This window comes from Pseudomonas sp. JQ36 (genome assembly GCF_053851495.1).
Window position 1 is genome coordinate 5264205 of the sequence record NZ_CM132642.1, and the last position, 25966, is coordinate 5290170.

18 protein-coding genes are annotated in these 25966 nt (G+C 61.5%); 12 read left to right on the forward strand and 6 right to left on the reverse strand.

All coding sequences use genetic code 11. From position 1 onward, the window contains the following. Positions 1-128 precede the first annotated feature (128 nt). From hslU to ACS4NR_RS23815, 5 genes are all read right to left on the reverse strand, one after another. Positions 129-1466 (reverse strand): ATP-dependent protease ATPase subunit HslU, encoded by a 1338-nt coding sequence (gene hslU / locus ACS4NR_RS23795; RefSeq protein WP_007968354.1) that lies wholly within the window; start codon positions 1464-1466, stop codon positions 129-131. Positions 1467-1521: 55 nt separating this feature from the next. Continuing rightward, positions 1522-2052 carry an ATP-dependent protease subunit HslV gene (gene hslV, locus ACS4NR_RS23800; RefSeq protein ID WP_007968352.1) on the reverse strand — a complete coding sequence of 177 codons (531 nt, stop codon included), beginning with the start codon at positions 2050-2052 and terminating at the stop codon, positions 1522-1524. 289 nt (positions 2053-2341) lie between these two features. Further along, complete coding sequence (locus ACS4NR_RS23805) at positions 2342-3049, reverse strand: SPOR domain-containing protein (protein WP_095138001.1); 708 nt, start codon at positions 3047-3049, stop codon at positions 2342-2344. 1 nt (position 3050) lies between these two features. Beyond that, the gene (argS, locus tag ACS4NR_RS23810) at positions 3051-4787 is read right to left on the reverse strand and encodes an arginine--tRNA ligase (RefSeq protein WP_456018482.1); all 1737 of its coding nucleotides are present in this window, start codon (positions 4785-4787) and stop codon (positions 3051-3053) included. A 230-nt stretch (positions 4788-5017) separates the two neighbouring features. After that, positions 5018-7237, reverse strand: coding sequence for a primosomal protein N' (locus tag ACS4NR_RS23815; RefSeq protein ID WP_456018483.1), 2220 nt, complete (start codon positions 7235-7237; stop codon positions 5018-5020). Positions 7238-7523: 286 nt separating this feature from the next. Between ACS4NR_RS23815 and rpmE the strand changes: the two genes are divergently transcribed. The 3 genes from rpmE (at position 7524) to ACS4NR_RS23830 (ending at position 10015) form a co-directional block, all read left to right on the forward strand. Further along, positions 7524-7739 carry a 50S ribosomal protein L31 gene (gene rpmE / locus ACS4NR_RS23820; protein WP_007968345.1) on the forward strand — a complete coding sequence of 72 codons (216 nt, stop codon included), beginning with the start codon at positions 7524-7526 and terminating at the stop codon, positions 7737-7739. Positions 7740-7780: 41 nt separating this feature from the next. Beyond that, positions 7781-8563 (forward strand): thermonuclease family protein, encoded by a 783-nt coding sequence (locus ACS4NR_RS23825; protein ID WP_456020407.1) that lies wholly within the window; start codon positions 7781-7783, stop codon positions 8561-8563. A 183-nt stretch (positions 8564-8746) separates the two neighbouring features. Then, a complete protein-coding gene (locus ACS4NR_RS23830) occupies positions 8747-10015 on the forward strand; it encodes a malic enzyme-like NAD(P)-binding protein (protein ID WP_003220889.1) in 1269 nt (422 codons plus the stop codon). 247 nt (positions 10016-10262) lie between these two features. Here ACS4NR_RS23830 and ACS4NR_RS23835 read toward each other — a convergent pair whose 3' ends face one another. Beyond that, positions 10263-12710 carry a penicillin-binding protein 1A gene (locus ACS4NR_RS23835; protein WP_456018484.1) on the reverse strand — a complete coding sequence of 816 codons (2448 nt, stop codon included), beginning with the start codon at positions 12708-12710 and terminating at the stop codon, positions 10263-10265. A 216-nt stretch (positions 12711-12926) separates the two neighbouring features. On the opposite strand from ACS4NR_RS23835, the gene ACS4NR_RS23840 reads away from it, so the two are divergent. From ACS4NR_RS23840 to gltB, 9 genes are all read left to right on the forward strand, one after another. Further along, positions 12927-13991, forward strand: coding sequence for a pilus assembly protein PilM (locus ACS4NR_RS23840; RefSeq protein WP_456018485.1), 1065 nt, complete (start codon positions 12927-12929; stop codon positions 13989-13991). Next, positions 13991-14557, forward strand: coding sequence for a PilN domain-containing protein (locus ACS4NR_RS23845; RefSeq protein WP_095138006.1), 567 nt, complete (start codon positions 13991-13993; stop codon positions 14555-14557). The genes ACS4NR_RS23840 and ACS4NR_RS23845 overlap by 1 nt, the downstream gene beginning before the upstream one ends. After that, complete coding sequence (pilO, locus tag ACS4NR_RS23850) at positions 14554-15177, forward strand: type 4a pilus biogenesis protein PilO (protein WP_456018486.1); 624 nt, start codon at positions 14554-14556, stop codon at positions 15175-15177. The genes ACS4NR_RS23845 and pilO overlap by 4 nt, the downstream gene beginning before the upstream one ends. Next, positions 15174-15701 carry a pilus assembly protein PilP gene (locus tag ACS4NR_RS23855; RefSeq protein ID WP_456018487.1) on the forward strand — a complete coding sequence of 176 codons (528 nt, stop codon included), beginning with the start codon at positions 15174-15176 and terminating at the stop codon, positions 15699-15701. Before pilO ends, ACS4NR_RS23855 begins: the two co-directional genes overlap by 4 nt. A gap of 13 nt (positions 15702-15714) precedes the next feature. Further along, entirely contained in the window at positions 15715-17787 is a 2073-nt protein-coding gene (pilQ, locus tag ACS4NR_RS23860) for a type IV pilus secretin PilQ (protein WP_115985321.1), read from the forward strand. Positions 17788-17791: 4 nt separating this feature from the next. Beyond that, positions 17792-18310: a shikimate kinase AroK gene (gene aroK / locus ACS4NR_RS23865; RefSeq protein WP_027611316.1), complete on the forward strand. Its 519-nt coding sequence runs from the start codon at positions 17792-17794 to the stop codon at positions 18308-18310. A gap of 151 nt (positions 18311-18461) precedes the next feature. Next, on the forward strand, positions 18462-19562 hold the full coding sequence (aroB, locus tag ACS4NR_RS23870; RefSeq protein ID WP_456018488.1) for a 3-dehydroquinate synthase: 1101 nt from the start codon (positions 18462-18464) through the stop codon (positions 19560-19562). Positions 19563-19572: 10 nt separating this feature from the next. Further along, entirely contained in the window at positions 19573-21162 is a 1590-nt protein-coding gene (locus ACS4NR_RS23875) for an AAA family ATPase (protein WP_247269347.1), read from the forward strand. A gap of 349 nt (positions 21163-21511) precedes the next feature. Then, positions 21512-25957: a glutamate synthase large subunit gene (gltB, locus tag ACS4NR_RS23880; protein WP_166495943.1), complete on the forward strand. Its 4446-nt coding sequence runs from the start codon at positions 21512-21514 to the stop codon at positions 25955-25957. Positions 25958-25966: the final 9 nt, after the last annotated feature.

The window sequence follows — 25966 nt, forward strand, 5'->3', positions numbered from 1 at the left end:
CCCTGATTCAAATGTGGGAGCGGGCTTGCTCGCGAATGCGGTGTGTCAGCCAACATTGGTGTCGACTGGCACGGCCTCTTCGCGAGCAAGCCCGCTCCCACAGGGTCCGCTACCGCTGTAAGTATGGCTTACAGGATATAACGGGACAGGTCTTCGTTCTGCGCCAATTCGCCCAGATGGCTGTTGACGTATGCAGCGTCGATCAGGATCGGCTTGTCGTCATGTGCGCTGGCCAGGTCGCCGGCACTGAACGACACTTCTTCCAGCAGACGCTCAAGCAGCGTGTGCAGACGACGGGCACCGATGTTCTCGGTCTTCTCGTTGACCTGCCAGGCGATCTCCGCCAGACGCTTGATGCCTTCAGGCTGGAACTGGATGTTCAGGCCTTCGGTTTTCAGCAGTGCGCAGTATTGCTCGGTGAGCGACGCGTGCGGCTCGCTGAGGATGCGCTCGAAGTCTTCCGGGCTCAGGGCCTTGAGTTCGACACGGATCGGCAGACGGCCTTGCAGCTCAGGCACCAGATCGCTCGGCTTGCTCAGGTGGAACGCACCGGAGGCGATGAACAGGATGTGGTCGGTCTTGACCATGCCCAGCTTGGTATTGACGGTGCAGCCTTCGATCAACGGCAGCAGGTCGCGCTGTACGCCTTCACGGGACACGTCGGCGCCGCCGACATTGCCGCGCTTGGCGACCTTGTCGATTTCGTCGATGAACACGATGCCGTGTTGCTCGACCGCTTCCAGGGCCTTGGCCTTCAGCTCTTCTTCGTTGACCAGGCGCCCGGCCTCTTCGTCGCGCACCAGTTTCAGCGCTTCTTTGACCTTGAGCTTGCGCGCTTTCTTCTTGCCCTTGCCCATGTTGGCGAACAGGTTCTGCAACTGGCTGGTCATTTCTTCCATGCCAGGTGGCGTGGCGATTTCGATGCCGGCCACTTCGGCGACTTCGATTTCGATTTCCTTGTCGTCCAGCTGACCTTCGCGCAGGCGTTTGCGGAACAGCTGACGGGTGTTGGAATCGCTGCTCGGTGCCTCTTCATTGCTGAAGCCCATGCGTGCCGGTGGCAGCAGTGCGTCGAGGATACGGTCCTCGGCAGCGTCTTCGGCACGGTGGCGCACGCGGGTCATTTCCTGCTCGCGGAGCATCTTGATCGCGGCGTCGGCCAGATCACGGATGATCGATTCGACGTCACGGCCAACGTAGCCGACTTCGGTGAATTTGGTCGCTTCGACCTTGATGAACGGCGCGTTGGCCAGTTTCGCCAGACGACGGGCGATCTCGGTTTTACCGACACCGGTCGGGCCGATCATCAGGATGTTTTTCGGGGTCACTTCAACACGCAGCTCTTCAGGCAGTTGCATGCGGCGCCAGCGGTTGCGCAGGGCAATCGCGACGGCGCGCTTGGCATCGTCCTGGCCGATGATATGGCGGTTGAGTTCGTGGACGATTTCGCGGGGAGTCATGGACATAGTAATTGACGGTCCTCAAGCAGAAACAAGCCGTGGCACTTAGGCCGCGTCAGGCTTATTCAGCGAGATCCTGCTCCTCAATGGTCTGGGTGTGGTTGGTGAATACACAGATGTCGCCGGCGATACCGAGGGCAGTTTCGACGATCTCACGGGCCGACAGGTCGGTCTTTTTCAACAGCGCGCTGGCCGCAGCTTGCGCGTAGGCGCCGCCGGAGCCCATGGCGATCAGGCCGTCTTCGGGTTCGACCACGTCACCGTTGCCGGTGATGATCAGCGAGGCGTCCTTGTTGGCGACCGCGAGCATGGCTTCGAGGCGGCTCAGGGAGCGGTCGGTGCGCCATTCTTTGGCGAGTTCGACAGCGGCGCGGATCAGGTGGCCTTGGTGTTTCTCAAGCTGGCCTTCGAAACGTTCGAACAGTGTGAAGGCGTCGGCGGTGGCACCGGCGAAACCGGCGATGACCTGGCCGTGGTACAGGCGACGCACCTTTTTGGCGTTGCCTTTCATCACGGTGTTGCCGAGAGAAACCTGGCCGTCGCCGCCCATGACGACTTTGCCGTGGCGGCGGACTGAAACGATGGTGGTCAAGGGAAGAGTCTCCACGCAGCGGGGCGAAAATGCCTTATGCCCATTCATATGGGGGTGCTGGAGAGGATTTCAACCGGGGGCGGAGAGAGGAGACGAGCGGTGATGAAGGGGTGGTGCAAACCTCTGTGGCGAGGGAGCTCGCTCCCGCTCGGCTGCGCAGCAGTCGTAAAACCTGCAATCCCGGCTGTCTGACGCACTGGATTCACAGGATTTAGGGGCGCTTCGCACCCCAGCGGGAGCAAGCTCCCTCGCCACAAAGTCCGCCGAACGATTTACCTTCGGCGAGAGGTCAGCGGCTCTGGCGTTGTTGTAACAACAGGTTGCTGAAGCCGCTGCCGGCCAGTTGTTTCTGTGCAGTGGTCAGTTGCTCGCGATTGCTGAACGGGCCGACCAATACGCGATACCAGGTTTCATCCTTCACCGTGCCCGACTCAACCGAAACGGCCTGGCCCAGCAGGATGATCTGCGCCCGCACCTTGTCCGCATCCGCCTCTTTGCGGAACGAACCGGCCTGGAGGAAGAACTTGGTCACCGGCGCCGCTTTCGCCACCGGTGGCGCGGGTGGCGGGGTAATGCCCGACAGCGCAGCCTGCGCCCGCGCGGTGTCGATCTTCGCCGCTTCCGCCGGGGTGACCGGCGTGGTCGGCACTTGTGGCGTCGGCAGGGTTTTCTCCGGCACGGCATCCGGCGGCACGATCACTTCCGATTCCGGCAGCAGCGTGTAGAAGTCGTACTTCGGCTTCACCGGTTGCGTCGGGCTCGGCGGAGTCTTGTTGGCCTCGGCGATCTTCGACGCTTTCTGCTGTTGCGCCTGCTCGATTTTCTCGCGCTTGACCGTGTCGCTGCCCTTGCCCGGCTCCAGTTTCATCAGGAACACGATGAACGCACCGACCGTCAGGCCGATGGCCATCCACAGCCAGCCCGGGATCGGTTGCTTTGCAGGAGCTTGGTAACGGCTGGCGCCACGCTTGGGTGCAGGTTTTTTCTTGGCAGCCAACTTACATGCGCTCCAGAGTTTCCAGGCCCAGCAGCTCCAGGCCTTGCTTGAGAGTACGACCGGTCAGCGCGGCCAGACGCAGACGGCTCTGCATCTGGGCCGGCGTTTCGGCGGCGAGGATCGGGCAGTTCTCGTAGAAGCTGGAGAACAGACCGGCGACGTCATACAGATAGGTGCAGAGGATGTGCGGCGTGCCTTTTTCCGCGACGTTGTTCAGCACTTCGCCGAACTGCGCCAGTTTCGCCGCCAGCTCTTGCTCGTGCTCGGCTTCGAGGACGATCTGGCCGTGGACTTCGCTGAAGTCCTTGCCCAGTTTGCGGAACACACCGGCCACACGGGTGTAGGCGTACAGCAGGTATGGCGCGGTGTTGCCTTCGAAATTCAGCATCAGGTCGAAGTTGAAGCTGTAGTCGCTGGTGCGGTGCTTGGACAGGTCGGCGTATTTCACCGCACCGATGCCGACAACCTTGGCGATGTTGCGCAGTTCGTCTTCGGCCAGTGTCGGGTTCTTCTCTTTGACCAGGTTATAGGCACGTTCCTGCGCTTCGGTCAGCAGGTCGATCAGCTTCACGGTGCCGCCGTCACGGGTCTTGAACGGACGGCCGTCGGCGCCGTTCATGGTGCCGAAGCCCATGTGCTCCATTTCCATCGGATGGGTCACGAAACCGGCCTTGCGCGCCACGGCGAACACCTGCTGGAAGTGCAGGGCCTGACGCTGGTCGACGAAGTACAGTGCGCGGTCAGCCTTCAGCTTGCCGCTGCGGTAGCGCACGGCCGCCAGGTCAGTGGTGGCGTACAGGTAACCGCCGTCAGCCTTGACGATGATCACTGGCAGCGGATCGCCGTCGGCGTTCTTGAACTCGTCGAGGAACACGCACTGGGCGCCGTTGCTCTCGACCAGCATGCCGGCGGCTTTCAGGTCGTTGACCACGTTGATCAGGTCGTCGTTGTAGGCGCTTTCGCCCATCACGTCGGCCATGGTCAGTTTGACGTTGAGCAGTTCGTAGATTTTCTGGCAGTGCGACAGCGAGATGTCCTTGAACTTGGTCCACAGCGCCAGGCACTCGGCATCGCCGGCCTGCAGCTTGACCACCAGACCGCGGGCGCGGTCGGCGAACTCTTCGGATTCGTCGAAACGCTGCTTGGCGGCGCGGTAGAAGTTTTCCAGATCGGACAGCTCGTCGCTGGTGATCGGGTTTTCCTGCAGATACGCCATCAACATGCCGAACTGGGTGCCCCAGTCGCCCACGTGGTTCTGGCGGATCACTTCGTCGCCGAGGAATTCGAGAACGCGGGCCACGCCGTCGCCGATGATGGTCGAGCGCAAGTGGCCGACGTGCATCTCTTTGGCCAGGTTCGGTGCCGACAGGTCGACCACGGTGCGCTGTGCCGGGCCGGCCTTGCGCACGCCAACATGGGCGTCAGCCAGAGCGGCGTCGAGGCGCGAGGCCAGGGCCTGGGTGTTCTGGAAGAAATTGATGAAGCCGGGGCCGGCGATTTCGGCCTTGGTGACATTCTCGTCGGCCGGCAGTGCCGCGATGATTTTCTCTGCCAGATCGCGCGGCTTCATGCCCGCAGGCTTGGCCAGCATCATGGCGATGTTGCTGGCGAAGTCGCCGTGGGTTTTGTCGCGGGCGTTCTCCACCTGAATCGCCGGCGACAGGCCTTCAGGCAACACACCTTCGTTGACGAGTTGGGTGAGGGCTTGTTGGATCAGCTGGCGAATGGTGTCTTTCATGGTCTTCTCTTTCGACCGCAAGCGCGGCGGCGCATCGATGCGCGGGTGGAAAAACTGGGCATTATCCGTTGCGAAGACGGGCTTGCCAACCTTAGCAGGCAGCTTATGGATATGTGGTGACAATTCGGGCCTCTTCGCGAGCAAGCCCGCTCCCACAATGGATCAGCGGCGTTCATTTGTCTGGCTCATACCCTGTGGGAGCGGGCTTGCTCGCGAAGGCGATTTTCAGATCAATACAGATCCACGGGATCGACATCCAGCGACCAGCGCACCGCCCGCCCGCTCGGCATCTGCTCCAGCTCCAGCAACCAGTTGGCGAGCAACCGATGCAGCGGTGCCCGCGCTGCCGCCTGCACCAACAACTGCGCGCGATAGCGACCGGCTCGGCGCTCCATCGGCGCCGGCACCGGCCCGAGCAATTCGATGCCGCTCAGATTCTGCTCGACCAGCAAGCGCTCGGCCGCGCTGCATGCTTCATCGAGAAAACCTTCGGCCTGCCCCGGTTTGTGCGCTTCGGCACGCAACAGCGCCAAGTGTGAAAACGGCGGCAGTCCGGCGGCACGGCGCTCGCTCAAGGCCTGCTCGGCAAAGGCGAAGTAGCCCTGCTCGGTCAATTGCACCAACAAAGGATGGTCTGCCAGGTGGGTCTGGATGATCACTTTGCCCGGCTCTTCCGCCCGCCCGGCACGGCCGGCGACTTGTACGATCAATTGCGCCATCCGTTCGCTGGCGCGGAAGTCGCCGGAGAACAGGCCGCCGTCAGCATCCAGAATCGACACCAGTGTCACGCGCGGGAAATGGTGACCCTTGGCCAACATCTGGGTGCCGACCAGAATGCATGGCTGGCCCTTCTGAATCGTTGCGAACAGTTGATTCATCGCGTCCTTGCGCGAGGTGCTGTCGCGGTCGACGCGCAGTACCGGGTAGTCCGGGAACAGAATTGCCAGGCGTTCTTCGGCGCGCTCGGTGCCGGCGCCGACCGGTCGCAAATCGACCTTGTTGCACTTCGGACACTGGCGCGGCGTGCGCTCGACGTTGCCACAGTGGTGGCAGCGCAGTTCGCCGTAGCGCTGGTGCACGGTCATTCGCGCATCGCAGCGCGAGCACTCGGACATCCAGCCGCAATCGTGGCACAGCAACGTCGGCGCAAAGCCGCGCCGGTTGAGGAACACCAGCACCTGCTGGCCCGCCGCGAGGGTCTGGCCGATGGCTTGTTGCATCGGCCCAGAAATGCCGCTGTCCAGCGGACGGCTTTTTACGTCCAGGCGCAGGAATCGTGGTTGTTTGGCGCCGCCGGCCCGCTCGTTGAGGCGCAGCAGGCCATAGCGACCGGTGTAGGCGTTGTGCAGGCTTTCCAGCGACGGCGTGGCGGAGCCGAGGACGATCGGGATGTTTTCCTGTCGCGCGCGCACCAGCGCCAGATCCCGGGCGTGGTAGCGCAGGCCTTCCTGCTGTTTATAGGAGCCGTCGTGCTCTTCGTCGATGATGATCAGCCCCGGGTTCTTCATCGGGGTGAACAGCGCCGAGCGGGTGCCGATAATAATGTCGGCCTCGCCGTCGCGGGCAGCGAGCCAGGCGTCGAGGCGCTCACGGTCGTTGACCGCCGAATGCAGCAGGGCGATACGCGCATTGAAGCGTTGCTCGAAACGCGCCAGGGTCTGCGGGCCGAGGTTGATCTCCGGGATCAGCACCAGGGCCTGTTTGCCCGCCTCGAGGGTTTCGCGGATCAGCTGTAGATAGACTTCGGTCTTGCCGCTGCCCGTGACCCCGGCCAGCAGAAACGCGTGATAACTGTCGAACCCGGCGCGGATCGCTTCATAAGCGGCGCGTTGTTCGGTGTTCAGCGGCAACTCCGGTTGCGCCAACCAGTGTTCATGGCGCACGCCGGGGGCGTGCCGGCGGATTTCCACTTGTACCAGGCCCTTGGCCAGCAGCAGGTCGAGGCTGTCCTTGCTCAGCATCAGCTTGCTCAACAACTGATGGGCGACGCCGTGCGGGTGCTGCGCCAGTGTTGCCAGGGCTTCACGCTGGCGCGGGGCGCGGGCGACGCGCGGATCATCGAGGCTGGCGCCGGGGGCAACTGACCAGAAGCGCTCCTGGCGCGCCTCGGCCAGTTCGCCCTGACGCAGCAGCACCGGCAGCGCCCAGCTCAAAGTGTCGCCGAGGCTGTGCTGGTAATACTGCGACGTCCACAGGCACAGCTTGAACAGTGCGGGCGGCAACGGCAGTTCGACATCGAGCAGGGCCAGCGCCGGCTTGAGTTTTTCCAGCGGCACGTCGCTGGTGTCGGTGATCTCGACCAGAATCCCGATCATTTCCCGCCGCCCGAACGGCACCCGCAGGCGCATGCCCGGCTGCAACTGGGCACGCAACACCCCGGCCGGCGCCCGATAGTCGAACAGGCGGCGCAGGGGCGAAGGCAGGGCGAGGCGCAGAATGGCGTCGGGCACGCGGGGGGATCTCTATCAACACAAAAGGAGGCTTGGCGCAGATCAAGTGTGGGAGCGAGCTTGCTCGCGAACGCGGTGTTTCAGGCACGAAGTCATCACCTGGCACACCGCATTCGCGAGCAAGCTCGCTCCCACAGGGGAGTGCGTTCAAGCCCGGGAGCCTAGCAGACGGTCGGTCTCAGGGACAGCTTGCGCGATTGACATTGTCTGGTAGAATCCGCGGCCTAATTACGTGCGGTATTCAACAATAGTGTTGGGTGGCGGCACGCTAGCTGAGGAAGACATCATGAAAGCTGATATCCACCCGAATTACCCAGAAGTTGCAGTAACCTGCAGCTGCGGCAACAAGTTCGAAACCCGTTCGACCTTCGGCAAAGCCCTGGCGATCGACGTTTGCAACGAGTGCCACCCGTTCTACACCGGTAAGCAGAAGACTCTGGACACCGGTGGCCGCGTTCAGAAGTTCGCCGACCGTTTCGGTGCCTTCGGCGCCAAGAAGTAAGATTGGTCATTCTGGAAAACTTCGACGGTTTCTCCAGGCTGATGAAAAAGGCGTCCCTTGTGGGCGCCTTTTTTGTGTCCGCGATTTGGCTGTCCGCTGCCCAGGCGTTTTGCCCCACGCCTGCCGGCCTGAGCAGCGTCAGCGTCCAGCGCGTGGTCGATGGCGACACGCTACGCCTGAGCGATGGGCGCAGTGTGCGGATGATCGGTCTCAACACCCCGGAGCTGGGCAAGCAGGGTCGCAGTGACGAACCCTTCGCCGTGGCGGCACGTAAACGCCTTGAAGCCTTGGTGGCGGACAGCGGTGGCCGGGTTGGTTTGCAACCCGGCCAGCAGGCCAAAGACCATTACGGTCGCACCCTCGCGCATGTCTACAGCACCAATGGCACCAATCTTGAAGCGCAAATGCTCGCCGACGGCCTTGGGTTTCAGGTGGCGGTGGCGCCGAATGTCGATCTTGTGGCCTGTCAGCAGGCGGCCGAACGCAGCGCCCGGCAGGCCGGTCGAGGCCTGTGGCGCCAGTCGCCTGTACTGAAAGCGGAGCAGATCCGCACTTCGGGTTTCGCCTTGGTCAGTGGGCGTGTGAGCAAGGTTCAGCGCAATCGCGGCGGAATCTGGATCGAGTTGCAGGACTCGGTTGTACTGCGCGTTGCACCCAATCTGGTCGGACAATTCGACAGCTCTCGGTTGCAAACGCTGGAGGGCAGACAGATCGAGGCTCGCGGGTGGGTTGTCGATCGTTCGCGGCGTGGCGGGTTGAAACCGGGTCAGCCGCGTTGGCTGCTGCCATTAACTGATCCGTCGATGCTGCAAAGCACTCGCTGAAGAAAAATTGTAGACATTTTTTCTACCGATTGTGAACAGTCAAGCCCTTGTGCGCCGTGGCTCTTGGCCCAAAGTCGTAGGACAGGGCGCTTGACAGGGGTGACCGCTCAGTCTTGTGGGGACTTTGCGAGGCGCGTATCCTCGCTGACCAGTCTGTTCAACAGTAAAAAGCGGAATGCCAAAATGTCTGATCTGAAAACTGCCGCTCTCGAATATCATGCCAATCCTCGTCCAGGGAAGCTGAGTGTCGAGCTCACCAAGGCCACTGCTACCGCCCGCGACCTGTCGCTGGCCTACAGCCCCGGCGTAGCTGAACCAGTGCGTGAGATCGCCCGCGATCCTGAACTGGCCTACAAATACACCGGCAAGGGCAACCTGGTTGCAGTCATTTCCGATGGCACCGCGATTCTGGGCCTGGGTAACCTCGGCCCACTGGCCTCCAAGCCAGTGATGGAAGGTAAAGGCGTACTGTTCAAGCGCTTCGCCGGCATCGACGTGTTCGACATCGAAGTCGATTCCGAAAGCCCGCAAGCCTTCATCGACACCGTAAAACGCATCTCCATCACCTTCGGTGGCATCAACCTGGAAGACATCAAGGCACCTGAGTGCTTTGAGATCGAACGTGCTCTGATCGAGCAGTGCGACATTCCGGTATTCCACGATGACCAGCACGGCACCGCGATCGTGACCGCTGCGGGCATGATCAACGCCCTGGAAATCGCCGGCAAAACCCTGCCGGAAGCCAAGATCGTCTGCCTCGGCGCCGGCGCTGCGGCCATCTCCTGCATGAAGTTGCTGGTGAGCATGGGCGCAAAAATCGAAAACATCTTCATGGTTGACCGTACCGGCGTGATCCACTCCGGCCGTGATGACCTGAACCAGTACAAAGCCGTGTTCGCTCACGCCACTGACAAGCGCAGCCTGGCTGACGCTCTGAAAGGCGCTGACGTGTTCGTCGGTCTGTCCGGCCCGAATCTGCTGAGCGCTGAAGGCCTGCTGTCGATGGCGGCCAACCCGATCGTCTTCGCCTGCTCGAACCCGGATCCGGAAATCTCCCCGGAACTGGCGCACGCCACCCGCAGCGACGTGATCATGGCCACCGGTCGTTCCGACTACCCGAACCAGGTCAACAACGTACTGGGCTTCCCGTTCATCTTCCGTGGTGCCCTGGACGTTCGCGCCAAGCGCATCAACGAGGAAATGAAAGTGGCTGCGGCCAACGCCCTGCGCGAACTGGCCAAACTGCCAGTGCCACAGGACGTGTGTGACGCCTACGGTGGTGCGCCGCTGGAATTCGGTCGTGAGTACATCATTCCGAAGCCAATGGACAAACGCCTGATCACCCTGATCTCCGACGCTGTGGCCAAGGCCGCGATCGAGACCGGTGTGGCGACCCTGCCGTATCCGAAGAACTATCCGCTGAAAAGCGTGGATGACGTGTTCAACGGCTAAGCCTTTGTAGCGCCTCAACCGAAAGCCCCGGCTTGTGAGAGTCGGGGCTTTTTTGTGCCTGTGTGATTTGTGGTGTTCTTCGGTGCCTCTTCGCGAGCAAGCCCGCTCCCACAGTGACCGGGTTGTAACCACAAAACCTGTGGGAGCGGGCTTGCTCGCGAAGAGGCCGACCCAGACAACATAAAAATCACAGGCATAAAAAAGCCCCGCACTTCAATCGAAGGCGGGGCTTTTTGCGGCGCATTGATCAGAACAGATCGATCGGCGCCTGCTCATCCGCCGGCAGCGGGCTGCCGGGTACGGCGCCGTTACCCAGTTCGTTCACCGAGGGCGGCGTGTCTTCGGATTTGAACAGTTCGAAGTACGCGCCCGGCGTGCTCGGGGTGGCGGCACGACCGCTGATCGGATCCACCCGCAGGCTGAGAATACCTTCCGGCTCAGGCTGCACGTGCGGCGGCTTGTCCTTCAGTGCAGCCGACATGTAGTTCATCCAGATCGGCAGTGCCACGGTGCCGCCGAACTCGCGGCGACCAAGGCTTTCCGGCTGGTCGAAGCCGGTCCACACGGTGGTCACGTAATCGGCGTTGTAACCGGAGAACCACGCATCCTTCGATTCGTTGGTGGTGCCGGTCTTGCCCGCAATGTCGCTGCGACCCATGGCTAGAGCGCGGCGACCGGTGCCGAGCTTGATCACGTCCTGCAGCATGCTGTTGAGGATGTACGTGGTGCGGCCATCGACGATCCGCTCAGCCACGGCCGGCGCTTGTGGCGCGGCGGCAGCGCCCGGTGCTTCACCCGGAACCGGAGCGGAGTTGACGGTGATCGGCTGAGACTCCGGCGCGGCAAGGCCATAGGTCGCCGAGCCACCCTGTGGCACGGTCGGCGGGTTGGCGACGAACAGCGTGTCACCGTTGCGGCTTTCGATCTTGTCGATGATGTACGGGGTGATCTTGTAGCCGCCGTTGGCGAAGGTGCTCCAGCCGGTAGCGATCTCCATCGGGGTCAGGGTCGCGGTGCCCAGCGCCAGCGACAGGTTCGGCGGCAGATCCTGTTTGTTGAAGCCGAAGCGGGTGATGTAGTCGATGGTCTTGCCCACACCCATCGCCTGCAGCAGGCGGATCGACACCAGGTTACGCGACTTGTACAGCGCCTCGCGCAGACGGATCGGGCCGAGGAAGGTGTTGGTGTCGTTCTTCGGCCGCCAGACTTTGTCCAGGTACTCGTCGACGAACACGATCGGCGCGTCGTTGACCAGGGTCGCGGCGGTGTAACCGCTGTCCAGCGCAGCGCTGTAGACGAACGGTTTGAAGCTCGAACCCGGCTGACGCTTGGCCTGCAGGGCGCGGTTGTAATTGCTCTGCTCGAAGGCGAAACCACCGACCAGCGAGCGAATCGCGCCGTTCTGCGGATCCAGCGATACCAGCGCGCCTTGCGCCTGCGGAATCTGACTGAATTTCAGCGAATTGTTCGGCTGACGCTGCACGCGAATCAGATCGCCGACCTGCGCCACATCCGACGGTTGGCGCGGTGCGGCGCCCATACTGTTGGTGTTGAGGAACGGCCGCGCCCATTTCATGGTGTCCCAGGCGACGTGTTCTTCGCCGGTACGGGTCAGCACCTGCAGGCCATTCTTGTCGACCTGGGTGACGATCGCCGGTTCCAGGCTGCTGATGGTGCGCTGTTTGGTCAGCTCGGTCGCCCAGGCTTCGTGGGTCTTGCCCGGCAGGCGCGACTCGGGGCCACGGTAGCCGTGACGCTGGTCGTAAGTCATCAAGCCTTCGTGCAGCGCGGTGTTGGCCATTTCCTGCAGGTTGCTCGGCACGGTGGTGGTGACGCGGAAACCTTCGGTGTAGGCGTCGCTGCCGTAGCGACCGACCATTTCGGCGCGGGCCATTTCGGCGATGTACGGTGCATTCACTTCCGGGGTCGGCACGTGATAACTGGCGTTCAGCGGCTCGTTGATCGCGGCAGTGTAGTCGGCCTCGGAAATCTTCCCGAGCTTGTACATGCGCCCGAGAATCCAGTCACGGCGTTCCTTGCTGCGCGCCGGATTGGCCAGCGGGTTGAAGCGCGACGGGGCTTTCGGCAGGCCGGCGATCATCGCCATCTGCGCCAGGCTGACGTCGCGGATCGACTTGCCGTAATACACCTGCGCCGCCGCCTCGATGCCGTAGGCGCGGTTACCCAGATAAATCTTGTTCACGTACAACTCGAGGATCTCGTCCTTGGTCAGTTGCCGTTCGATCTGCAGGGCCAGAAGAATCTCGGTGGTTTTGCGCGAGAAGCTGCGTTCGCTGGTCAGGAAGAAGTTCTTCGCCACCTGCATGGTGATGGTGCTGCCGCCGGACTGAATGTGCCCGCTTTTCACCAGTTGGGTAGCGGCACGCATCAGGCTGCTCGGATCAACGCCATAGTGGTTGGCGAAATTGTCGTCTTCAGCACTTAGTAACGCATTAATGAAATTGGGGGGAATGTCGGCGAAACGGATCGGAGTACGGCGCATTTCGCCAAATTCTGCGATCAACTTGTTGTCGCTGCTGTAGACCCGGAGCGGAATCTGCAACTGAATGCTTCTCAGCGCCTCCACAGACGGCAAACCCGGACTAAGGTAAAGAAACGCGCCGCTGAGACCTAAAAGCAGTCCGCAGAAAACGGCGACGATGGACCAACCGAAAAATTTCAGCAGACGAATCAAGGCTTTTGGGCACCCAGGGCAAAGAATGAATGTGGCGACAGGGTTCCGGTTACACACAGAACGGCCCGCGCCGGCAGTAAAAAGCGGAAAAAAACGCTGGGCATTATAAGCACTTTTCTGCTGGGGGCGTCATTTGCGCTTCTGTCAAGACGGGGTGAAGGAACGCAATGCGTATTACAGAGTCCGTAACTCACGGAAAGTCATAGGGAATTGGTAGTGCTGGGACTCTTCAAGAAAAAGACCAATGCGTTGCTGGGGATCGACATCAGCTCCACTTCGGTGAAGCTGCTGGAACTGAGCCGTCAGGGCGACCGCTACCGGGTCGAGGCGTACGCGGTCGAACCGCTGCCGCCCAATGCCGTGGTCGAAAAGAACATCGCCGAACTCGAAGGCGTTGGCCAGGCCCTGAGTCGGGTGCTGGTCAAGGCGCGCACCGGGCTCAAGGGCGTGGCAGTTGCAGTGGCCGGCTCGGCGGTGATTACCAAAATCATCGAGATGGACGCCGGGCTTTCCGAAGACGAACTGGAAAACCAGCTCAGGCTCGAAGCCGACCAATACATTCCCTATCCACTGGACGAAGTCGCCATCGATTTCGAAGTCCAGGGTGTGTCGCCGCGCAACCCGGAGCGGGTCAACGTGCTGCTGGCCGCCTGTCGCAAGGAAAACGTTGAAGTGCGCGAAGCAGCGCTGGCGCTGGCCGGGCTGACCGCGCGGGTGGTCGATGTCGAAGCCTATGCGCTGGAGCGCTCGTTCGGCCTGCTTGCCACTCAGTTGGCGGTCTCGCAGGAACACCTGACCGTCGCCGTGGTGGACATCGGCGCGACCATGACCACCCTCAGCGTCCTGCACAACGGCCGCATCATCTATACCCGCGAGCAGCTGTTCGGTGGCCGGCAACTGACCGAGGAGATCCAGCGCCGCTACGGCCTGACCGTCGAGCAGGCCGGGCTGGCGAAAAAGCAGGGTGGTCTGCCGGATGATTATGTCAGCGAGGTGTTGCAGCCGTTCCGTGACGCACTGGTGCAGCAGGTCTCGCGCTCGTTGCAGTTCTTCTTTGCCTCCGGGCAGTACAACGCGGTCGATCACATCCTGCTGGCCGGCGGCACGGCGTCGGTGCCGGGGCTGGATCGGCTGATCGAGCAGCGTCTGGGCACTCCGACCCAGGTCGCCAACCCGTTTTCCGACATGGCCTTGAGCAGCAAGGTCAACGCCGGGGCTCTGGCCAGTGACGCGCCGGCCCTGATGATTGCCTGCGGGCTCGCGCTCAGGAGTTTCGACTGATGGCGCGGATCAACCTTCTCCCCTGGCGTGAGGAGCGCCGTGAAGAGCGGCGCAAACGCTTTCTGCTGATCCTGATCGGGGTGTTCGTCGGCTCGGTGGGTGCGGTGTTCATCGCCGATCAGATCGTCAGCACCGCCATCGAGCGGCAGGCGGCGCGTAATGACTACATCGGTAAACAGATTGCCGTGGTCGATGAACGGATCAAGCAGATCAGCGAGCTCAAGGCGCGGCGCCAGCAACTGGTCGAGCGGATGCGCATCATCCAGGACTTGCAGGGCAACCGGCAGATCAGCGGACGGATCTTCGATCAACTGGCGCGCACGCTGCCGGACGGGGTGTATTTCACCAGCGTGAAACTGCTCGGCAAAACACTGTCGATCAGTGGCGCGGCGGAGTCGAACAATCGCGTCTCGGAGCTGATGCGCAATCTGGATGCCTCCGACTGGTTCGATGCGCCGAGCCTTAATGAAGTGAAAGCGACGACCGCCGGTCAGGTGGATCAGGCCAACGTCTTTCAGTTGACCGTGCGTCAGACCCAGCCTGCAGCTACGGAGGGCGACAAATGAAGCCGTCCGAATGGCTGCAAAGTCTGCGCAACATCGACTTCAATGATCTGGATACCAGCAATATCGGTTCCTGGCCGGCTGCGGTGAAAGCCATGGCGGTGGCGCTGCTGATGGTGCTGGTGTTGGCGTTTGGCTATAACTTTTTCATCAGTGACATGGAAAACCAGCTGGATGCCAAGCGTCAGGAAGAAGACACCTTGAAGGAGCAATTCGCCAGCAAAGCACGCATGGCTGCCAACCTGGAGCTGTACACCCAGCAGATGAAGGAGATGGAAAACACCTTCGGCGTGCTCCTGCGCCAATTGCCCAGCGACACCGAAGTCCCCGGGTTGCTGGAGGACATCACCCGCACCGGGTTGGGCAGTGGCCTCGAGTTCGAAGAAATCAAGCTGCTGTCGGAAGTCACCCAGCCGTTCTACATCGAGTTGCCGATCCAGATCACCGTCACCGGGGCTTACCACGACCTTGCGACCTTCGTCAGCGGCGTCGCCGGACTGCCACGGATCGTCACGTTGCACGATTTCGAACTGGCACCGGCCAACCCCGACGGCGGGACGAAATTGCGCATGAGCATTCTCGCCAAGACTTACCGCTATAACGACAAGGGGCTGGATAAATGACCCCGATCCGTTATATCGCCCTGTCGATGCTGTTGCTCGGCCTCAATGGTTGCGGCAGCAGTGACGAGTTCAGCGACCTCGATGCCTACATGAACGAAGTGCGTCTGCGGCCGGCCGGCCGGATCGAGCCGACGCCGACGTTCCGTTCCTATCCCGCCTTTACCTACAGCGCGGCCAACCTGCGCAGCCCGTTCTCGCGCCAGGTTCGGGTCGATCTGGCCGGGCAGCAGCGCGGTTCGCGCAATGTCAAACCCGACCCCAACCGGGTCAAGCAATACCTCGAAGGTTTCAACATCGAGCAGTTTGAAATGGTCGGCACTATCTCCAATGCTTCCGGCTCGTTTGCTTTGCTGCGCGGGGCGGGTGCGGTGCACCGGTTGAAAGTCGGCGACTACCTGGGGCGTAACGACGGGCGCATTGTCGCCATCAGCGCCACTCAGGTCGATGTGGTCGAGATCGTGCCCGACGGCGAAGGCGCCTGGCTGGAACGTCCGCGCACCATTCCTTTGAAAGAGCACTCATAGTGGAAGTCGAACAATGAACAGGATTTTCTCCACCCTCGGTTTTTCGCTATGGATAGCGTTGCTTTCACCGATGGTTCAGGCGGCCAGCCTCAAGACGCTGGATGTCGCGGCGTTACCGGGTGACCGCATCGAGTTGAAGCTGTCGTTCGACAGCCCGCCACCGCAACCCAAGGGCTACACCACCGAATCGCCGGCGCGCATCGCCCTGGATCTGCCGGGTGTCGCCAGCCAACTGACGAGCAAGACTCGCGATCTGGGCAGTGGCAACGCGCGAACCGCAACGGTGGTCGAGGCCAACGACCGGACGCGCCTGATCATCAACCTGACGCAACTGACGCCCTATACCTCGCGGATCGAGGGCAACAATCTGTTCGTGGTGGTCGGGCAGGGCACCAAGCCTGCTGCGCCAAGGCCCGCCGCTGTTGCGCCGCGTCCGGTCGCAGCACCGGCGAAGGCTTACACCCCCGTCGCCAAAACCATTCGCGGCGTGGACTTCCAGCGCGGCACCGCGGGAGAGGGCAACGTCGTCATCGATCTGTCGGACCCGACCATCGCTCCGGACATCCAGGAGCATGACGGCAAGATCATCCTCAGTTTTGCCCGCACGCAGTTGCCCGACAGACTGCGAGTACGCCTCGACGTCAAGGACTTCGCCACCCCGGTGCAGTTCGTCAATGCCGCCGCCACTGGCGATCGTGCGGTGATCACCGTCGAACCCAGCGGCACGTTCGACTATTCCACCTATCAGACCGACAACAAACTGACCGTCAGCATTCGCCCGATGACGGTCGATGACCTGCAAAAGCGTAACGCCGACCGCAACAGCTACAGCGGCGAAAAGCTTTCGCTGAATTTCCAGGACATCGACGTGCGCTCGGTGCTGCAACTGATCGCCGATTTCACCAACCTCAATCTGGTGGCCAGCGATACGGTGCAGGGCGGGATCACCTTGCGTCTGCAGAATGTGCCATGGGACCAGGCGCTGGATCTGGTGCTGAAAACCAAAGGCCTGGACAAACGCAAGATCGGCAATGTGTTGCTGGTGGCGCCGGCCGATGAAATCGCCGCTCGCGAGCGCCAGGAACTGGAGTCGCAGAAACAGATCGCCGAACTGGCACCGCTGCGTCGCGAGCTGCTGCAAGTGAACTACGCCAAAGCCGCCGACATCGCCAAGCTGTTCCAGTCGGTGACCAGCGCCGAGGCGAAAATCGACGAGCGTGGCTCGATCACCGTCGATGAACGCACCAACAACATCATTGCCTACCAGACCCAGGATCGCCTCGACGAACTGCGGCGGATCGTGGCGCAACTGGATATTCCGGTGCGTCAGGTGATGATCGAGGCCCGGATCGTCGAAGCCAACGTCGATTACGACAAGAGTCTGGGTGTGCGCTGGGGCGGTTCGATCCAGAACAAAGGCAACTGGAACACCTCCGGGGTCAGTAACGGCACCTCGACCACCATTGGCACTCCGGGCAGCACCAGCACCAACTCGCCGTTCGTCGACATGGGCACGGTTGGTAACACCTCGGGGATCGGCATCGCCTTCATTACCGATAACGTGCTGCTCGATCTTGAGCTGACGGCGATGGAAAAAACCGGCAACGGCGAAATCGTTTCCCAGCCTAAGGTAGTCACCTCCGACAAGGAGACGGCGAAGATCCTCAAGGGCACGGAGATTCCGTATCAGGAAGCCAGTTCCAGCGGTGCGACGTCGGTGTCGTTCAAGGAGGCTTCGCTGTCGCTGGAAGTGACGCCGCAGATCACCCCCGACAACCGCATCATCATGGAGGTCAAGGTCACCAAGGACGAACCGGACTACCTGAACAAGGTGCAGGATGTACCGCCGATCAAGAAGAACGAAGTCAACGCCAAGGTGTTGGTGAACGACGGCGAGACCATCGTGATTGGGGGCGTTTTCTCAAATACTCAAAGCAAGGTCGTAGATAAGGTGCCATTTCTTGGCGATGTGCCGTATCTTGGCCGCCTTTTCCGGCGTGATGTGGTTTCGGAGAAAAAATCCGAGCTGCTGGTATTTCTCACTCCGCGTATCATGAATAACCAGGCGATTGCTGTGAGTCGTTGATTCTGTGCGAAATTTGATTCTTGTAGGACCGATGGGCGCTGGAAAAAGCACCATCGGCCGGTTGCTGGCCAAAGAGCTGCGCCTGCCGTTCAAAGATTCCGACAAGGAAATTGAACTGCGCACGGGCGCCAATATCCCGTGGATCTTCGACAAGGAAGGCGAGCCCGGCTTTCGTGACCGTGAGCAGGCAATGATCGCCGAGCTGTGCGCGTTCGACGGCGTGGTGCTGGCGACCGGCGGCGGCGCGGTGATGCGCGATGCCAACCGCAAGGCCCTGCACGCGGGCGGGCGGGTGGTGTATCTGCACGCCTCCGTCGAGCAGCAGGTCGGGCGTACGTCGCGCGATCGCAATCGTCCCTTGTTGCGCACCGCCGATCCGGCGAAAACCCTGCGTGACCTGCTCGAGATCCGCGATCCGCTCTATCGGGAGATCGCCGATCTGGTGGTGGAAACCGACGAGCGGCCACCGCGCATGGTGGTGCTCGACATTCTCGACCGTCTGGCACAGCTGCCACCCCGTTAAAGCGCCGCCGGAAATGCGCTATCCTCGGCGTCCTGTCACAGCCGCCGAGGTTGTGGCGGATGGCGTGCGAGCGGCGTCAGATTCGCTATAGGCCGCAGACAACCAATAATTCAGGGCAGGACGCCTGCTTCCATCTTCACTGTGGGGACACATGCAGACACTCAAGGTCGATCTGGGCGAGCGCAGCTACCCGATTCATATTGGCGAAGGTTTGTTGGATCAGCCTGAGTTGCTGGCGCCGCATATTCATGGGCGGCAAGTGGCAATCATCTCCAACGAGACCGTGGCGCCGCTCTATCTCGAACGTCTGACCCGCAGTCTTGCGCAGTTCTCGGTGATCTCGGTGGTGCTGCCGGACGGCGAAGCCTTCAAGAACTGGGAAACCCTGCAACTGATCTTCGACGGTCTGCTGACCGCCCGTCATGATCGTCGCACCACCGTGATCGCCCTCGGCGGCGGAGTGATCGGTGACATGGCCGGTTTTGCCGCCGCTTGCTACCAACGCGGCGTCGACTTCATCCAGATTCCTACCACGCTGCTGTCCCAGGTCGATTCGTCGGTGGGCGGCAAGACCGGCATCAACCATCCGCTGGGCAAGAACATGGTCGGCGCGTTCTATCAGCCGAACGTGGTGCTGATCGATACCGCATCCCTGAAAACCCTGCCGGAGCGTGAACTGTCCGCCGGTCTGGCGGAGGTCATCAAGTACGGGCTGATCTGCGACGAACCGTTCCTGACCTGGCTCGAAGACAATGTCGACGCCCTGCGTGCGCTGGACCAGAAGGCCCTGACCTACGCCATCGAGCGTTCCTGCGCGGCCAAGGCTGCGGTGGTCGGTGCCGATGAGAAGGAAACCGGCGTGCGCGCCACGCTCAACCTCGGCCACACCTTCGGCCACGCCATCGAGACCCACATGGGCTATGGTGTCTGGTTGCATGGTGAGGCGGTCGCCGCTGGCACCGTGATGGCGCTGGAGATGTCCGCGCGTCTGGGCTGGATCAGCGAGCAGGAGCGTGATCGCGGCATTCGTCTGTTCCAGCGTGCCGGTCTGCCGGTGATCCCGCCGGAAGAAATGACCGAAACCGATTTTCTCGAACATATGGCAATTGATAAAAAAGTGATCGACGGTCGTCAGCGCCTGGTGCTGCTGCGCCGGATGGGCGAAGCGGTGGTGACCGCCGATTATCCGAAAGAGGTTCTACAGGCCACGCTGGGAGCGGATTACCGCGCTCTGGCTCAGCTTAAAGGTTAATAAGATTCCGATGACTAGTTTGCATGCCGACGAGGCGTTCCTCGGCCATTTCCAGTTAAGTCACGACCCTTTCGCGCCACGGGTGCCGGGCTTCAAATTCTTCCCGGCCCAGCGCAAACCGGTGCTGGGTCAACTGCACCATCTGGCGCGTTACAGCCAGTTGCTGCTGGTGGTCACCGGCCCGCAAGGCAGTGGCAAGACCCTGCTGCGTCAGGCGCTGGTGGCCAGCACCAACAAGCAATCGGTGCAAAGCGTTGTGGTGTCGGCCCGTGGGGCTGGCGATGCCGCCGGTGTGCTGCGTCAGGTGGCTCAGGCACTGAACGTGGCTCAGGCCGAAGTTGGCGCGATTCTGGATCAGGTAGTGCAACTCGCGCTTACCGGCCAGGAAGTCTATCTGCTGGTGGATGATGCCGAGCAGCTCGACGAATCCGCCCTCGAGGCGCTGATGGCGCTGGGTGCCGGTGCGCCGGAAGGTCGTCCGCACGTGTTCCTGTTCGGTGAGTCGTCGCTGATCGCGCAACTGGAGGCCTTGCACCTCGAGGAGGAGCGCTTTCACGTCATCGAATTGCAGCCTTACACCGAAGAAGAGACCCGCGAATATCTCGACCAACGGCTGGAAGGTGCGGGCCGGGGTGTCGAACTTTTCACCGCGGATCAGATCTCTGAGATTCACGAAAGCGCCGAGGGTTGGCCTGGCAACATCAACCAGGTCGCTCGCGATGCACTGATCGAAGTCATGATTGCCAGCCGCTCTGCGGTCAAGCGTCCAAGTATGGGGTTCAACATGCCGAAGAAACACGTATTGGCGATTTCCGCCGTCGTTGTGGTCGCGGTCGCCGCCGCCTGGCTGATGCCGGGTCGCAACAAGGCGCCAACCACCGGCGCACCTGCCAACGAACAGGCACAACTGCCATTGGGCCAAGGCGCTAATGGCGGCGCACCGAACGTCGAGTTCGCCGGCAATACCCAGCCGATGCCGCTGCCGCTGGTCGGCAACTCGCAGCCGGTGATGCGCGGCCCGTTGGCTGAAGCTGCGGGTGGCATCACTGAAGGTGACGACGGCGTGCCTGTCGAAGGCTCCAGCGCAACACCGCCGACCGTAACGACTTCCGCACCACCGGCAGGTGTTCCGGCTGGCCCGGCGCCAACCCCGGTTCCGGCACCCGCGGCCAAGCCGACCCCGGCACCGACTCAGGTCGCCACCGCCAAGCCTGCTCCGGCAGCGCCAGCGGCCAAACCGGCCCCGGCCCCGGCCAAGCCTGTTGCCGCCGCCAAACCGGCCGAGAAGCCGGTTACCGTGGCCAAGGCTGCCGGTGGCAGCTGGTACGCCGGTCAACCGACCAGCAACTACGTGGTGCAGATCCTCGGCACCAGCTCCGAAGCGACCGCGCAGAACTTCGTCAAAGAGCAGGGCGGCGAGTACCGTTATTTCAAGAAAGTCCTCAACGGCAAGCCTCTCTACGTGATCACCTATGGCAACTTCGCCAATCGTGATGCAGCCGTTTCTGCCATCAAGGCCTTGCCAGCGAAGGTTCAGGCTGGTAAACCTTGGCCTCGCACTGTCGCCAGCGTCCAACAGGAACTGGCAACAACTCGCTGAAGATTCGGCGGCCTTACCCAGGCCGCCTCTCCAAGCACCTCAAAATTTCTACAAGTGCGCGCTTCCTTCCAGGTCGCGTGCCTTGTGGTGTCTGCGTCACAGTAGTCTTTGAGTCGTTGCGGTCAAAATTAAAAAAGTTTTGACTAGCACAGCAGATCGCTTTAAACCTTTCACAAATGCGACATGAATTTGCGACATTTCGTCGTCAAATTTGTGAGCCTCTGTGTCGCTGTGTACAATGACCACCCTTTTGCCCCCGCAAAGCCGGCGTACGTTCGGCGCGGCAAGCAAGTGGTTGAATTGAAAAGAAATTTGCCTCGTAAAGAGGCAGCCTGGTGAGAAAGTGTCTATGAAAGCAGGTCTGTACCAACCAGATGAATTCAAGGATAACTGCGGTTTCGGCCTGATAGCCCATATGCAGGGCGAGCCCAGTCATACCCTTTTGCAAACGGCCATCGAGGCCCTGACCTGCATGACCCACCGCGGTGGGATTAATGCCGACGGCAAGACCGGTGACGGTTGCGGTCTGCTGATTCAAAAGCCTGACGCGTTCCTGCGGGCGATTGCCCAGGAAAACTTCAGCGTCGAACTGCCCAAGCAATATGCCGTGGGCATGGTCTTCTTCAACCAGGATCCGGCCAAGGCCGAAGCCGCTCGCGAGAACATGAACCGCGAGATCCTTGCTGAAGGCCTGCAACTGATCGGCTGGCGCAAAGTGCCGATCGACACCAGCGTCCTCGGCCGCCTGGCCCTTGAGCGCCTGCCGCAGATCGAGCAGGTGTACATCGGCGGTGAAGGCCTGAGCGATCAGGACATGGCGGTCAAGCTGTTCAGCGCCCGTCGTCGCTCGTCCGTGGCCAACGCCGCCGACACCGACCACTACATCTGCAGCTTTTCGCACAAGACCATCATCTATAAAGGCCTGATGATGCCGGCCGACCTGGCCGCGTTCTATCCGGACCTGGGTGACCAGCGCCTGCAAACCGCGATCTGCGTGTTCCACCAGCGCTTCTCCACCAACACCTTGCCGAAATGGCCGCTGGCCCAGCCATTCCGCTTCCTCGCCCACAACGGCGAGATCAACACCATTACCGGTAACCGTAACTGGGCGCAGGCCCGTCGGACCAAGTTCACCAACGATCTGATGGATCTGGAAGAGCTCGGCCCGCTGGTCAACCGTGTCGGTTCCGACTCCTCGAGCATGGACAACATGCTCGAACTGATGGTCACCGGTGGCATCGACCTGTTCCGTGGCGTGCGGATGATCATTCCGCCAGCGTGGCAGAACGTTGAAACCATGGACCCGGATCTGCGTGCGTTCTACGAGTACAACTCGATGCACATGGAACCGTGGGACGGCCCGGCCGGCGTGGTAATGACCGATGGTCGTTACGCGGTGTGCCTGCTCGATCGTAACGGTCTGCGTCCGGCACGCTGGGTTACTACCACCAACGGTTTCATCACCGTTGCCTCGGAAATCGGCGTCTGGAACTACCAGCCAGAGGACGTGATTGCCAAGGGCCGTGTCGGCCCGGGCCAGATCCTCGCCGTGGACACCGAAACCGGGCAGATCCTCGACACCGACGCAATCGACAACCGTCTGAAGTCCCGTCATCCGTACAAGCAATGGCTGCGCAAAAACGCTCTGCGTATCCAGGCGACCATGGAAGATAACGACCACGGTTCGGCGTTCTACGACGTCGATCAGCTCAAGCAATACATGAAGATGTATCAGGTCACGTTCGAAGAGCGCGATCAGGTGCTGCGCCCGCTCGGTGAGCAAGGCTACGAAGCCGTTGGCTCGATGGGCGACGACACGCCGATGGCCGTGCTGTCGCAGCGTGTGCGTACGCCGTACGATTATTTCCGCCAGCAGTTCGCGCAGGTCACCAATCCGCCGATCGACCCGCTGCGTGAAGCGATCGTGATGTCGCTGGAAATCTGCCTCGGTGCCGAGCGCAACATCTTCCAGGAATCGCCGGAACACGCCTCGCGCGTGATTCTCAGCTCGCCAGTGATCTCGCCGGCCAAGTGGCGCTCGTTGATGAACCTCGACCGCCCGGGTTTCGAGCGGCAGATCATCGACCTCAACTACGACGAAAGCGTCGGCCTCGAAGCGGCGATCCGCAACGTTGCCGATCAGGCTGAAGAAGCCGTGCGTGCCGGGCGTACCCAGATCGTCCTCAGCGACCGCCATATCGCTCCGGGCAAACTGCCGATCCACGCCTCGCTGGCGACCGGCGCGGTGCACCACCGTCTGACCGAAAAAGGCCTGCGCTGCGATTCCAACATCCTCGTTGAAACCGCGACCGCACGCGATCCGCACCACTTTGCGGTGCTGATCGGTTTCGGCGCCTCGGCGGTCTATCCGTTCCTGGCTTACGAAGTGCTGGGTGACCTGATCCGTACCGGTGAAGTGCTGGGCGACCTCTACGAGGTGTTCAAGAACTACCGAAAGGGCATCACCAAAGGTCTGCTGAAAATCCTGTCGAAGATGGGCATCTCGACCATCGCTTCGTATCGCGGTGCGCAGCTGTTCGAAGCCATCGGCCTGTCCGAAGAGGTTTGCGAGCTGAGCTTCCGTGGCGTGCCGAGCCGCATCAAGGGTGCGCGTTTCGTCGACATCGAAGCCGAGCAGAAAGCGCTGGCCACCGAAGCCTGGAGTCCGCGCAAGCCGATCCAGCAGGGCGGTCTGCTGAAGTTCGTCCACGGCGGCGAATACCACGCCTACAACCCGGACGTGGTCAACACCCTGCAAGCCGCCGTGCAGCAGGGCGACTACGCCAAGTTCAAGGAATACACCTCGCTGGTGGACAACCGTCCGGTGTCGATGATTCGCGACCTGTTCAAGGTCAAGACTCTCGACAAGCCGCTGGACATCAGTGAAATCGAACCGCTGGAATCGGTGCTCAAGCGCTTCGACTCCGCCGGCATCTCGCTGGGCGCTCTGTCGCCGGAAGCGCACGAAGCCCTGGCCGAAGCCATGAACCGCCTCGGTGCGCGTTCCAACTCCGGCGAAGGCGGCGAAGACCCAGCACGCTACGGCACCATCAAGAGCTCGAAAATCAAGCAGGTCGCCACTGGCCGTTTCGGCGTAACCCCGGAATACCTGGTCAACGCCGAAGTGCTGCAGATCAAGGTCGCCCAAGGCGCCAAGCCGGGCGAGGGCGGGCAACTGCCGGGCGGTAAGGTCAACGGGCTGATCGCCAAACTGCGTTATGCAGTGCCGGGCGTAACGCTGATTTCGCCACCGCCGCACCACGACATCTATTCGATCGAAGACTTGTCGCAACTGATTTTCGACCTGAAACAGGTCAACCCGAAGGCGCTGGTCTCGGTGAAACTCGTTGCTGAAGCAGGCGTCGGCACCATCGCCGCCGGTGTGGCCAAGGCCTACGCGGACTTGATCACCATCTCCGGCTACGACGGTGGCACCGGTGCTTCGCCGCTGACCTCGATCAAATACGCCGGCGCTCCGTGGGAACTCGGCCTCGCTGAAACCCACCAGACCCTGCGCGGCAACGACCTGCGCGGCAAAGTCCGGGTGCAGACCGACGGCGGCTTGAAAACCGGCCTCGACGTGATCAAGGCGGCCATCCTCGGCGCCGAAAGCTTCGGCTTCGGTACCGCGCCGATGATCGCGCTGGGCTGCAAATACCTGCGCATCTGCCACCTGAACAACTGCGCCACCGGCGTTGCGACGCAGAACGAGAAGCTGCGCAAGGATCACTACATCGGTACCGTCGACATGGTGGTGAATTTCTTCACCTACGTCGCCGAAGAAACCCGTGAGTGGCTGGCCAAGCTCGGCGTGCGTTCCCTCGAAGAGCTGATCGGTCGTACCGATCTGCTGGAAATCCTCGAGGGCCAGACCGCCAAGCAACACCATCTGGATCTGACCCCGCTGCTGGGCAGCGATCACATCCCGGCGGACAAACCGCAATTCTGCGGCGTTGAGCGCAACCCGCCGTTCGACCAGGGCCTGCTGGCCGAGAAAATGGTCGATATGGCGACCTCGGCGATCAATGACCTCAGCGGTGCCGAGTTCGAACTGGACATCTGCAACTGCGACCGTTCGATCGGTGCGCGGATCTCCGGCGAAATCGCACGCAAGCACGGCAATCAGGGCATGGCCAACGCGCCGATCACCTTCCGCTTCAAGGGGACGGCCGGTCAGAGCTTCGGCGTGTGGAACGCCGGCGGTCTGAACATGTACCTGGAAGGCGACGCCAACGACTACGTCGGCAAAGGCATGACCGGCGGCAAACTGGTCATCGTGCCGCCGAAAGGCAGCGTCTATCAGACTCAGAACAGCGCCATCATCGGCAACACCTGCCTGTACGGCGCCACCGGCGGCAAGTTGTTCGCCGCCGGCACCGCGGGCGAGCGCTTTGCCGTGCGTAACTCCGGTGCCCACACGGTCGTGGAAGGCACTGGCGATCACTGCTGCGAGTACATGACCGGTGGTTTCGTCTGCGTCTTGGGCAAGACCGGTTACAACTTCGGCTCTGGCATGACCGGTGGTTTCGCCTACGTGCTCGATCAGGACAACACCTTCGTTGACCGGGTCAACCACGAACTGGTGGAAATCCAGCGGATCAGCGGCGAGGCGATGGAGGCCTACCGCAGCCACCTGCAGAACGTGCTGAACGAGTACGTCAAGGAAACCGAGAGCGAGTGGGGTCGTGAGCTCGCCGAAAACCTTGATGACTACCTGCGTCGTTTCTGGCTGGTCAAGCCTAAGGCTGCCAACCTGAAATCGTTGCTTTCCAGCACTCGTGCCAACCCGCAGTGATATGCGCCT

Coding starts and splice junctions, on each gene's coding strand:
- hslU (WP_007968354.1), bottom strand. CDS start 1,466: ATGTCCATGACTCCCCGCGAAATCGTCCACGAACTCAACCGCCATATC.
- pilQ (WP_115985321.1), top strand. CDS start 15,715: ATGAACAGGATTTTCTCCACCCTCGGTTTTTCGCTATGGATAGCGTTG.
- argS (WP_456018482.1), bottom strand. CDS start 4,787: ATGAAAGACACCATTCGCCAGCTGATCCAACAAGCCCTCACCCAACTC.
- gltB (WP_166495943.1), top strand. CDS start 21,512: ATGAAAGCAGGTCTGTACCAACCAGATGAATTCAAGGATAACTGCGGT.
- ACS4NR_RS23845 (WP_095138006.1), top strand. CDS start 13,991: ATGGCGCGGATCAACCTTCTCCCCTGGCGTGAGGAGCGCCGTGAAGAG.
- ACS4NR_RS23825 (WP_456020407.1), top strand. CDS start 7,781: ATGAAAAAGGCGTCCCTTGTGGGCGCCTTTTTTGTGTCCGCGATTTGG.
- ACS4NR_RS23875 (WP_247269347.1), top strand. CDS start 19,573: ATGACTAGTTTGCATGCCGACGAGGCGTTCCTCGGCCATTTCCAGTTA.
- ACS4NR_RS23830 (WP_003220889.1), top strand. CDS start 8,747: ATGTCTGATCTGAAAACTGCCGCTCTCGAATATCATGCCAATCCTCGT.
- pilO (WP_456018486.1), top strand. CDS start 14,554: ATGAAGCCGTCCGAATGGCTGCAAAGTCTGCGCAACATCGACTTCAAT.
- ACS4NR_RS23855 (WP_456018487.1), top strand. CDS start 15,174: ATGACCCCGATCCGTTATATCGCCCTGTCGATGCTGTTGCTCGGCCTC.
- aroB (WP_456018488.1), top strand. CDS start 18,462: ATGCAGACACTCAAGGTCGATCTGGGCGAGCGCAGCTACCCGATTCAT.
- rpmE (WP_007968345.1), top strand. CDS start 7,524: ATGAAAGCTGATATCCACCCGAATTACCCAGAAGTTGCAGTAACCTGC.